The organism is Burkholderia sp. Tr-20390 (assembly GCF_017104595.1).
Classification (GTDB): Bacteria; Pseudomonadota; Gammaproteobacteria; order Burkholderiales; family Burkholderiaceae; genus Burkholderia.
This window is the reverse complement of the sequence record NZ_JAAGPC010000239.1, coordinates 1-10,143: the sequence shown is the minus strand read 5'-3', so window position 1 is coordinate 10,143 and position 10,143 is coordinate 1. Positions and strand designations below refer to the sequence as shown.

11 protein-coding genes are annotated in these 10,143 nt (G+C 68.5%); 7 read left to right on the top strand and 4 right to left on the bottom strand.

Translation table 11 applies throughout. The features are described from left to right. Window positions 1-325 precede the first annotated feature (325 nt). The 4 genes from rpoN to G3N98_RS35665 all read left to right on the top strand — a co-directional run bounded on the left by rpoN (window position 326) and on the right by G3N98_RS35665 (window position 2,643). Window positions 326-1,786, top strand: a complete 1,461-nt coding sequence (gene rpoN, locus G3N98_RS35680) for an RNA polymerase factor sigma-54 (protein ID WP_206150759.1) — start codon at window positions 326-328, stop codon at window positions 1,784-1,786. A 77-nt stretch (window positions 1,787-1,863) separates the two neighbouring features. Continuing rightward, the gene (locus tag G3N98_RS35675) at window positions 1,864-2,052 is read left to right on the top strand and encodes a DUF3008 family protein (protein WP_206150758.1); all 189 of its coding nucleotides are present in this window, start codon (window positions 1,864-1,866) and stop codon (window positions 2,050-2,052) included. 46 nt (window positions 2,053-2,098) lie between these two features. Further along, a complete protein-coding gene (locus G3N98_RS35670; RefSeq protein ID WP_011349711.1) occupies window positions 2,099-2,260 on the top strand; it encodes a DUF1328 domain-containing protein in 162 nt (53 codons plus the stop codon). Then, window positions 2,257-2,643 (top strand): DUF3022 domain-containing protein, encoded by a 387-nt coding sequence (locus G3N98_RS35665; RefSeq protein ID WP_206150757.1) that lies wholly within the window; start codon window positions 2,257-2,259, stop codon window positions 2,641-2,643. The genes G3N98_RS35670 and G3N98_RS35665 overlap by 4 nt, the downstream gene beginning before the upstream one ends. Window positions 2,644-2,804: 161 nt before the next feature. On the opposite strand, the gene G3N98_RS35660 is transcribed toward G3N98_RS35665, so the two are convergent. Next, entirely contained in the window at window positions 2,805-4,124 is a 1,320-nt protein-coding gene (locus G3N98_RS35660) for a cation:proton antiporter (RefSeq protein ID WP_206150756.1), read from the bottom strand. Between the two features lie 37 nt (window positions 4,125-4,161). Further along, window positions 4,162-4,518 (bottom strand): DUF3175 domain-containing protein, encoded by a 357-nt coding sequence (locus G3N98_RS35655; protein ID WP_206150755.1) that lies wholly within the window; start codon window positions 4,516-4,518, stop codon window positions 4,162-4,164. A gap of 177 nt (window positions 4,519-4,695) precedes the next feature. Here G3N98_RS35655 and G3N98_RS35650 point away from each other — a divergent pair, with 177 nt between their 5' ends. From G3N98_RS35650 to G3N98_RS35640, 3 genes are all read left to right on the top strand, one after another. Continuing rightward, window positions 4,696-5,067 carry a DUF3022 domain-containing protein gene (locus G3N98_RS35650; RefSeq protein WP_206150754.1) on the top strand — a complete coding sequence of 124 codons (372 nt, stop codon included), beginning with the start codon at window positions 4,696-4,698 and terminating at the stop codon, window positions 5,065-5,067. A 207-nt stretch (window positions 5,068-5,274) separates the two neighbouring features. Further along, window positions 5,275-5,628 carry a DUF1488 domain-containing protein gene (locus tag G3N98_RS35645; protein ID WP_206150753.1) on the top strand — a complete coding sequence of 118 codons (354 nt, stop codon included), beginning with the start codon at window positions 5,275-5,277 and terminating at the stop codon, window positions 5,626-5,628. A gap of 229 nt (window positions 5,629-5,857) precedes the next feature. Next, window positions 5,858-6,085: a hypothetical protein gene (locus tag G3N98_RS35640; RefSeq protein ID WP_089459315.1), complete on the top strand. Its 228-nt coding sequence runs from the start codon at window positions 5,858-5,860 to the stop codon at window positions 6,083-6,085. Window positions 6,086-6,158: 73 nt separating this feature from the next. On the opposite strand, the gene G3N98_RS35635 is transcribed toward G3N98_RS35640, so the two are convergent. Next, on the bottom strand, window positions 6,159-7,772 hold the full coding sequence (locus G3N98_RS35635; RefSeq protein ID WP_206150752.1) for a Fic family protein: 1,614 nt from the start codon (window positions 7,770-7,772) through the stop codon (window positions 6,159-6,161). A 271-nt stretch (window positions 7,773-8,043) separates the two neighbouring features. After that, the coding region (gene treY / locus G3N98_RS35630) for a malto-oligosyltrehalose synthase (RefSeq protein ID WP_206150751.1) at window positions 8,044-10,143 on the bottom strand (2,100 nt) is incomplete at its 5' end.

Here is a 10,143-nt window from a genome sequence, read left to right as displayed (position 1 = left end):
CACGTTGCCGCCGGGCGCGACGGGCGGCGACCCGGCCGACGTGCCGCCACCGGGCCCGAACGGCACGCCGGGCGACCCGACGCTACCGGGCACGCCGCCGCCGCTGTACTGAAACATCCCACGGCCGGTGCGTGGCGGGACGGTGCGCGAAACGCGTGCCCAAAACTTGCCGACAGCTTGTAAAAAAGCGGCCCTCGACGCGCTGCAAGACGGGGTACGAACCCGCGCGAGCCGCGACGCGGAGCGTTCGGGCCGCTTGGCATGGAAGCTGCATCAATCCTGACCGAATACGAAACGAAACCGTGAAACGTCAGGAGGACCATCGATGTCCGTCTCGCTTGCGCTGCAGATGCGACAGCATCTGGCACTTACGCCGAGGCTTCAGCAGTCGCTGCGGTTGCTGCAGTTGTCCTCGCTCGAATTTCAACAGGAATTGCGGCAGGCGCTCGATCAGAATCCGTTCCTCGAGGATGGCCACGGCGACGAGGAGGCTGCCGCCGACGCCCCCGGGCAGCTGGCCGAGGCCGCCGCGCCCGATGCGGCACCCCAGCCCGACGACGCTCGCCCGCAGGATGGCGACGCCCCCGAAGTGCCCGAGGTGTCCGAAGTGTCGTTGACGGCCGCGCCCGCGCCGCGCGGCACGAGCCGCCAGGGCGACGATGCGGGCGGCCAGTCGCCCGGTGAATGGCTGGCCGCGGAGCCGTCGCTGAATCAGCAGTTGCACGATGCGTTGCGGCTCTATCCGTTGAACCGCCGTGACCGCGAAGCCGCGCGCCTCGTGATCGACGCGCTCGACGACGACGGCTACCTGCGCCAGGAACTGGGCGAACTGCTGGTCGCGGCCGACCCCGCGCTGCTGCTCTCCGAGCAGGATCTCGCGATCGGGCTGCGGCTCGTGCAGATGCTGGACCGCCCGGGCCTGGCCGCGCGCTCGCTGTCCGAGTGTCTCGTGCTGCAACTCGACGCGATTCCGGCCGGCACGCCGGCGCTCGCGGAAGCGAAAGCGATCGCGCGCGAGCATCTCGAGCGTCTGGCCCGCCGCGAGACGGCCGAGATCCAGCGGCGGCTCGGCTGCGACGCGCCGACGCTGCAGGCGGCCTGCGCGCTGGTGCGCGGGCTCGACCCGCGCCCCGGCAATCATTACGGCAGCACGCGCGGCGACTACGTGGTGCCCGACGTGATCGTGCGCCAGGTGCGCGACGAGTGGATCGTGACGATCAACCCGGCCGTGCTGCCGCGTGCGCGGCTGCATGAACGCTATGCGACGCTGTTCGCGCAGTCGAGCGGCGAACGCGATTCACCGCTCGGCCAGCAGCTGCAGGAAGCGCGCTGGCTGATCCGCAACGTGCAGAAGCGCTTCGAGACGATCCAGCGCGTCGGCGAATGCATCGTCGCGCGGCAGCGCGATTTCTTCCGCTACGGCGAGATCGCGATGAAGCCGCTCGTGTTGCGCGACATCGCCGAGGAACTCGACCTGCACGAATCGACCGTATCGCGCGCGACGGGCAACAAGTACATGGCCACGCCGCACGGCACGTTCGAGTTCAAGCATTTCTTCCCGCGCAAGCTCGAGGCGGCCGGCAAGGGCGTGTGCTCGGCGGCGGCCGCGAAGGTGTTGATCCGCGACATGATCGCGGCCGAGCGGCACACCGATCCGCTGTCCGACGTCACGCTCGCGCAGAACCTCGCGGGCCGCGGCATCCTGCTTGCGCGTCGCACGGTGACGAAGTATCGCCAGGCGATGAAGATTCCGCCGGCCGACCTGCGCCGCCGCGACGCCGCATGACGGCGGCCCGGGCGAACCTGTCGCGTGCACGTGCCGACCGTCGCGTCGACGCGTGCGCCCGCGACAGGCGCGCAACCATGCCGGCAAAGTCTCGAGCCCGGCAGAGCGCGGCGGGCGCCGCGCTGTCGGCCGGGCGCGGCAACACGAAAATGCGGGACCTCATGCCGCCGGCGAAGCCGATGGCCAGGTCGATGAGCGAAAAGGAACGTGAAAAAATGGCGTCCACGCCGCGATGCGGCAAACCGGAGCACAAGCACGATGCGTGACCGGCGACGACGTGTATTGACCACTGCTGCCATCCAGGAGGTATCCATGCTGCGTTACGCGGTCATCTTCTTCATCATCGCGATCGTCGCGGCCGTGTTCGGCTTCGGCGGGATCGCGGCCGGCGCGGCCGAGATCGCGAAGATCCTGTTCTACATCTTCGTCGTGATCTTCCTCGTCACGCTGCTGCTGGGCGTCGTGCGACGATGAGCGGCGCACCCGGCCGGTCGCAGCGCATCGCGGAACTCGAGCATGCGCTCGCGATCGGCTTTCCGTCGGAATCGACCGTCGTCGTGCACGCGGACGACGCGTCCGGGCGGCTGACGATCCAGGTGTCGTGGGTGCGCGTGCCGTCCGACGAGGACGCGCGCGAATGGCGTTGCACGGTCGACCTGCGGTTCGAGCCCGACGTGATCACGCGCTATGCGTCGCTCAGCGCGGCCGACCGGCTGCGCGTGCGCACGGTTCTGTGCGACCGCGCGCGGCGCGCGGTGGACGAGCGCAAGCCGCGCGTCGAGGAGACGGCGATCGAATGCAACGTCGCGCTCGACGTGACGCGCGCCGAACTCGACGCGGCGCTGCGCGCACCCTGACGCCGCTACCGCTCGCGGGGCGGCGGCGCGGCGATCCGCGTGGCTGCTGCATCCCGAACGCGGCGAGCGCATGTCGATGTCGATGCTTCCCTCACACCCCTGCGGCGCCACCACCCACGTGGCGGCCTGATTGCGTGGCAGCGCGCATCGTCATGCACGCGTCAGCGCCGATGCTGCAGCCGGTGATACCAGTTCATCAGCGGCGTCGCGGTGATCCCGTGCGCGATCACCGATGCCGACACGACGGCCAGCACGGGGGCCGCGAGCGGGCGCACTGCGGCGGAGGGCCCGTGTTCGAGCGCGAACAGCAGGTAGTAGAACGAGCCGATGCCCCGGATGCCGAACCACGCCATCAGCCGTCGCTGCGCATGCGTCGCGCGCGAGCCGGTGAGCGTGACCAGCACCGCCAGCGGGCGCACGGCGACGAACAGCACGACGGCCAGCGAGACCGCGCCCCACGTCAGCAGCGGGCCGGGCAGCGTCATGAGCACGCTGCCGATCATCGTCATCACGATGGCTTCGGCGATCCGTTCGAGTTCGATCGTGAAGCCGAGCACCGATTCGGCCATGAACGCGTGCGCTTTGTCCGGATGCTTCTCGGTGGCGACGACGTCGGCCGAATCGATCTGGCCGATCACTTCGCGCGGCGCGCGATCGCCGCTCGCGCGGTGCTCGACCCGGCGCATCGCGACCCCGGCCGCGAACGTCGCGATGAACCCGAATGCATGCGCGTACTGCGCGGCGCCGAACGACAGCACGATCAGCGCGAGCGCGAAGAAGCCTTCGAGGCCGAGCGCCTGCGCGTGGCGCGTGCGCAGCGAGCCGATCGTCTTCGTCGTGATCCAGCCGAGGCCGCCGCCGATCGCGGCCGCACCGGCGATGCCCCACAGCGCGGTGAGCGCGAACGCGCCCGACAGCGGCGGCAGCCCGTGCGTCGTGCCGGGCGCGCCGCACAGCGCGAGCCCGGCCAGCGCGAACGGCAGTGCGATCCCGTCGTTCAGGCCGCCTTCGCCCGACAGCGCGAAGCGCACGAGATCGCGATCGCCCGGGTCGTGCACCTGCACGTCGTGCGCGAGCACCGGGTCGGTCGGCGCGAGGATCGCCGCGAGCAGCAGCGCGGGGCCCCAGTCGAGCCCGAGTGCGAGCATCGCGCACGCGGCCAGCAGCGGCACGGTGACGACCATCGCGAGCAGGCCGAGGCGGCACGGCACGTGCCACAGGCGGTCGGTGAGCGGCACGCGCAGCCGCAGCCCGATCGCGAACAGCGAGACGAGCAGCGCGATCTCGACGATTTCACGCAGCAGCCGTGCGTCGCGTTCGAGATCGAGATCCAGCAGGCCCGCGCCGGCCGGGCCGAGCACGACGCCGAGCACGAGATAGATCATCGCGGTGCTGACGGGCAGGTGGCGCAGCGCGGACGTCGCGACGCCCATGCCCATCAGCACCGCGCCGACGATCAGGTACCAGAGCGTCTCGTGCATGTGTGCCGTGGCAGGCCGATCAGGTGGTCGCGCGCCGTCAGGGCTTGCGGCCGAACGCCTCGCGCAGCTTCCGCTTCGCGCGTTCGAGCGTGGCGCGGCGCGTTTTCGGCAGGTTGCGGCCCGCGCGGTTCACGTAGAAGTTCAGCATCGACATCGCCGACTGGAATGGCGACCCGTGGTGGCGGCGGCTGTGTTCGGCCGAATGCTTCAGCGACGCGGCGATCGCGGCCGGGTCGTCGGACTTGAAAATATTGGGTTCGATGTCGAGCGCATCGCTTTTTTGCGTGACGTCGGCGGACCAGCGCTTGCGGTGGTGCGGGTCGTTGCCGCGGGCGCGGCCCGGGCGTCGTGTCAGGTGCTTGCCATGCGCGTGGGTAGCGGTAGCGGAAGGCATCAAGTCGGCTCCATTGGGGTGACAGGGACGTAGTGACGAGGTGGGCGACGCAAACCGCGTGCCGCGCGGCGCGCGTGATCCGTACGACGAACCCGTGCCGGCCGCGGCACGGGTGTTGCTGCAGAAGAGGGGCTGGACGTGCCATCCCGCCATCACGCCATCACGCAGGAGGACATCATGCAATCGCATTCCCGGATCTGGCTGGAAAACGACGAGATCGACAACGATGCCGATGGCGACATGATCGACGCCGACGATCTCGATACGACGGTCCATGTCGACGTCTCGACGGGCAGGATCATGTTTCAGGCGGCGTGGGCGGAGGCGGCGGACCCGCCGCCCGAGACCGCGCGGCATTCGGTCGTGCTCGTGCTCGACTGCGACACGATGGAACGTTATGCGGATCTCGACGAAAGCACGCGGATGCGCGTGCACGCGATCCTGCACGCCACGGTGGAAGACCTGCTCGAGCGCCTGCCCGACGAACACGTGACGCTGACGGTCGAGTTGACCGATGCGATGCTCGACGCCGCGCGTCTTCTGCAGTAGCCGTGCCGATCGGCTTTCCGATACTCGACTCGCACGCGCGAACGGGGCGGCAGGCACGTAGCTTGCTGCGGGACTGGCATGGCACGACACGTGCCGCCACGTGGACGGAGGGGCTCATGAGCGGAAGGTTGGGGCATTGCAAGGTAGCCATTCTCGCGGTCGGTGGCGCACCGGTCGATCGCCTTTCGGCGCGGGGCGCCTGAAACCATGGCCGCCGATTCCGCCCGCCGCGTGACGCTGGTCGACGAGCCGCCCGTGTTCGACGGGGCGGCGCTGCAGTTGCGTTTCGTCATCGATGTCGAGGGCGAACTGCAAACCTGCGCGATCACGGTCGAAGCGCTGGAAGATCATTTCGGCGCACGCTCCGCGCTGGAGGCCGACTTGCGCGATGCGTTCGAACAGGGCCGCGCGCGCATCGCAGCCGCCTGTGCCGACGTGCTGGGCGGCAGCAACAGCGACGGCGGCGGTAACGGCAACGGCGGCGTGGTGCTGCACAGCGGCTATTTCCGTGCGCCGGCCGGTCGTGCGCGAGCGGGCCTGTTCCGGTCCCGGCGATCCTGACCCGGTTGACGTTCCCGGCGTGTCCTGCGCCGGTTTCCCTCCTGCCGGTTTTCCTCCCGCATTACACGCCGTTGAAAACTTTGCACCGCGCACGGGCCGCCGTGTGGTGCCACATCGCGCCGCGCGCAGGCGGCACGGATGACGGGGGCGACACGCCACCCGGCATGGTCCCTGCATGCATGGCTGATCGCCGGCGCGCATCTCGCGCAGCCGCCAACGGGGAACGAGCATGCTGACCGCACATGAATTCGCCACGCTGCTGCTGGTGCATCGCGCACCGGAGCAGATCCAGATCGACCGCGAGGATGTCTTCGCGCTGGTCGAACAGCAACTGATCGTGATGCAGCACGACGACGCGTCCGGCGAGCGCCGGCCTGCGTTGACCGCCGACGGGTTGTCGGTCGTGCAGTGCGTGCAACGCAACGACGCGCGCGAGCCCGACGTCACCGACGCGTGACGGGCGGATGCGGCGTTTCCTGTGTAGCGGAAAGCTGCGCGTTGCCGGCGGCCGTGTTGTCGTGAGGCTTGCTTTACTGTCCGGCCGGTCGTTCAGGGCGGTATCGATCAACGATCGCGGCATCCGTGGAGTCGCCGTCGCGAAAGGCCGAGGATACTGCTTCGACGATCGCGGGCCAGATACCCGGCTGCTGCAAGACGGGCATCTCCTTCGCGAGAACGTTGCTGAGTTGCCCCTGATTCTGTTCGATCGAGCGCAGTACACGGTCGGCTTGGTGATCCGGCATTTCCACGATTTCTTTGAGTACCTGCCGAGCCAGCGCGTGACTGCGCAAATAGCGCGATTCCTCGCGCATGTGTTCGGTCAGCGTGCGCTTGATTATGTTGGCAAGGTATTGCACATGAGGGCTGAGGTCCGGGTATCGCCACAGCGGCTTGGCCAGTTCCGCACCATCAAACGCGAAGTTGGAGACAACGCCGTCAGGATAGGTGGTCTGGGCGGCCTCGAAGACGATGTGATCGCGGACGTGCTCCATCAGTGGCGAGGACACTTGGTCTAGTACTCTGTCGTAGCCACGGCGTTCGCCTGCGTCGTCCATGATCACCGCGGAAACAGGCAGGATGACCGGCTCCGGAATGACACCATCCCGACGGAGCACATCGTTGATCAGGAAGCGGTGGACGCGGCCGTTTCCGTCCGCCAGTGGATGTACGTAGACGAAACCGAAGGCTGCGACCGCGCTGCGCATCACGGGTGATTGACCGGCAGTGCGCGTCAGGAAAATGCGAAGTCCGTCAAGCATGGCCGGTACATCATCCTGCCCCGGTGCGACATAGTGCACGACCTCGTTGAAGCGCACGGTTTCCCCGACGAATACGGGCGATTGCCGGAAGCCGAACCGTGTGAGCGTGGTTCTCTCGCCGAGAATCTCCCGCTGTAATTCTGCAGCAGCGTCGTCCGACAACGGCTGTTCGCCTTGGGCAGTACGCCGGGCCATGACGTCCGCGAAGCGCTGAATGCGGGAAGTGCGGTCGGCTTCCCCTTCGATGGCGAAACTGGCTTTGCTTTCCCTCAAGGTCATCCAGGCCGCTGCCCGCATAAGCAGATCCTCACCGAATTCCGCCGCGAGATCGGCGAACAGGCGCGGCACGTTCAACTCGGCAGCCTCCATGAAAGCGGCTGTCTTCACGAGGGTCGGGCAGAAGTAACGTGTTCCGGGAAGATTATCGTTCACTCGCCACCGCGGATTCTTCACGATGTGGTCGCGTGACGAGGTGACGACTTTGGCGTCGTCGAGCACGTCGACATAGTTGCCGCCCAGCCGATCCGGAACACTCAACTCGTCGCGTGTGAGCCATTCGTAAAGAAAGGCGGCGCGACGGGCATACTGCCCGGTGGGTTCGGAGTCGATCCAGTCCTGGACGAAGCCGGGCCCCGATCGCGCGAACAGGCGCGCAAGAAACTCCAGTTGCGGCACCTCGTGGCGCAAGTGAAACTGAAGGTGCGCGGCGATATCGTTCGCCGGGCGCATCAGTTCCGGGTAGGTCTCGAGCCGATAACCGTCAATGACTTCGGTGGCGCGCCGGCCGCCGATGCGGCTGAGCACCGGCGGCCGCGCCATTGGGACAACGTCGCAGTTTGCGATCAACCATGCGGTACCGATCGGATCGTCGGGCAATTCAGCCATTTGAAAGCTCCTGTAGGTCGGCCCAGGCAATGCGCAAAACCGATTATGGAAGCTCGTTTCGGGCGTAAATCGATTTTGGATGTACAAAAACGATTATACGCAGGCCATTTTGCACAAATTCGATTTTTCCTTGTGATTTGGGGCACGATCAGAGTGTGGGATGCTCGTGACAAAACGCAAATGCCGACAGTTGTATGGAGGGGGCTGCCGCCGGTATCGATGATGGGACGACGGCCGCCCGGCGTTCCATCTGCCAGATTGCGCTGGACGATCACGATTCGCTCGTTGGACGCGCAGCCACCAGCACGGCAACCGGTAGCGCGGCCAGCCAGTCACCGAGCTTGATCAACCCTCCCGCCACGTCGATGGCATCCCCCGCATTCAGCCCGTCCATCCACGGCCCGTCGATATCGCGCGGCAGCACGACCGCCGTATCGCCCCATTGCGCGGGTTCCACGCGCGGCAATTCCGGCGCTTCGCCAAGCAACCGACCCGCGAGCCGCGTCGCGACCACCACCACGGTGGCCTCGTCGCTGCACCGTGCGAACGCCACCGCATGACGTCCGAGCGGGCCGCGTACGCGCAGCGGCACGTAGGCGCCATCCGCGAACGTCGCCGGCCATCGCGCGCGCAGCGCCAGCATGCGCTCGACCAGCGCCCGCTTCACGCGCGCATCGGGCCACGCCGCCAGATACGACGCGACCGGCCCGTCGACCCGCTCGGCCGCGAGCGCCGCGAACGGCACGTCGCGGCGGTTGTCCGGATCGACGAGCGAGTGATCCCATGACTCAGATCCTTGATACAGGTCGGGCACGCCGGGCGATGCCATCCGCAGCACGGCCTGCGTCAGGCTGTTGACGACGCCGGCCGGCGCGATCCGCGCGACGAACGCATGGAGCCGATGGGCGAAGTCGCTGGCGCCACGCGGCTTCAGGATCGCGCGGACGAACGCTTCGCAATCGCGCTCGTAGCGAATATCGGGCGCGAGCCAGTCGGTGTGACGCTTCGCCTCGCGCAGCGCTTTCGTCTGCCACTGCACGACGCGTTCGGTGAGCGCCGTGAGCCCCGCCGCGTCGTCGGGCGCGAGTTCGGGCGGCCAGCAGCCGACGAGCGTCTGGTACAGCATCGCCTCGGCGGCCGGCCCCGGTGCCCATGCGAGGTCGCGATGCGCGCTGCCGCGATGCGGCCGGTTGAGCGCGGACCAGTCGAGCGACACCGCGCGCCACGCGTCGGGCATTTCGCTGAGCACGGCGAGCCGCGCACGCGCGTCCTCGCCGCGCTTGTGGTCGTGCGTGGCGGTGGCGACGAGCCCGTGCGGCACGGTGCGCGCGCGGCGCCGGTTGCGCGCATGGAACGCGCCGCGCGACAGGCTGAAGTCGCCCGCGTCGGCGCCGACTTCATTGCGCGACAAGAGCCGGCCGTAACGATAGTGAGCCGTATCCTCGACACCCTTCGCGGCCAGCGGCGCGGTGAGCTGCGCGAACGCGACGCGCGCCGCGTGCAGCGCGGCGGCGTCCGCGCGCGGCACGCGTACGATCGGCAACCCGAGCCAGGTGGCGACGTGATCGAGTGCGAACCGGTCGGCAGGATCGACGGCCTCGACCGCCCGTTCGTACGCTTGCGCGAGCACGCGACGGTCGGCGTCGGCAGGTTCTTCGTCCTGCACCGGATACATCCGGTACACGGGCAACTGCACCGCGAGTTCCCCCAGTACGCGTCGAATCGCGATCCGGCTCACGTCGCGCGTCGTGGGTGCCGCACGCGCCACCCGGTGCAACGCCCGCGCGGCGCGCGCATGCTCGACGGCGAGCTGGCGCATCAGCACGCGTCGCTTGCCGTCGAGCGCTTCCTGCGCGAACGTGCGCGACGAACCCGACACGTGGGCCCAGTGCGCGGCGAGCGGCGCGGCGCCGGCCGGATCGTGCAGCAGCGCGCCGACATCGTTCATGAAGTCGTAGCCGGTCGTGCCGTCGACGGCCCAGTCGGCGCGCAGCGTTTCGCCGGGCGCGAGGATCTTCTCGACGACGATGTACGGCCGCGCGTCGCGTTGCGCGGCCAGCCGCTGATGCAGCCGCCGGCCATACGCGCGCGGATCGGCGAGGCCGTCGACGTGATCGACGCGCAGGCCGTCGATGTAGCCGGCCGCATGAAGCCGCAGCGGCAGCGCATGGACGGCATCGAACACCGCATCGTCGTCGACGCGGATGGCCGCGAGCGTCGCGATGTCGAAGAAGCGCCGCCAGTTCAGCTCGTCGGCGGCCGTGCGCCACCACGCGAGCCGGTAGTGCTGGCGTTCGAGCAACCGGTGCAGGCAGGCGCGCGAGCGCGCGCGGCGCGGATCGGCGCCGCGCAGCACCGCGTCGAGCGCGTG

Bases quoted from the DNA above. Each gene is read 5' to 3' on its own strand.
- rpoN (WP_206150759.1), top strand. From the start codon at position 326: ATGTCCGTCTCGCTTGCGCTGCAGATGCGACAGCATCTGGCACTTACG.
- G3N98_RS35675 (WP_206150758.1), top strand. From the start codon at position 1,864: ATGCCGGCAAAGTCTCGAGCCCGGCAGAGCGCGGCGGGCGCCGCGCTG.
- G3N98_RS35670 (WP_011349711.1), top strand. From the start codon at position 2,099: ATGCTGCGTTACGCGGTCATCTTCTTCATCATCGCGATCGTCGCGGCC.
- G3N98_RS35665 (WP_206150757.1), top strand. From the start codon at position 2,257: ATGAGCGGCGCACCCGGCCGGTCGCAGCGCATCGCGGAACTCGAGCAT.
- G3N98_RS35660 (WP_206150756.1), bottom strand. From the start codon at position 4,124: ATGCACGAGACGCTCTGGTACCTGATCGTCGGCGCGGTGCTGATGGGC.
- G3N98_RS35655 (WP_206150755.1), bottom strand. From the start codon at position 4,518: ATGCCTTCCGCTACCGCTACCCACGCGCATGGCAAGCACCTGACACGA.
- G3N98_RS35650 (WP_206150754.1), top strand. From the start codon at position 4,696: ATGCAATCGCATTCCCGGATCTGGCTGGAAAACGACGAGATCGACAAC.
- G3N98_RS35645 (WP_206150753.1), top strand. From the start codon at position 5,275: ATGGCCGCCGATTCCGCCCGCCGCGTGACGCTGGTCGACGAGCCGCCC.
- G3N98_RS35640 (WP_089459315.1), top strand. From the start codon at position 5,858: ATGCTGACCGCACATGAATTCGCCACGCTGCTGCTGGTGCATCGCGCA.
- G3N98_RS35635 (WP_206150752.1), bottom strand. From the start codon at position 7,772: ATGGCTGAATTGCCCGACGATCCGATCGGTACCGCATGGTTGATCGCA.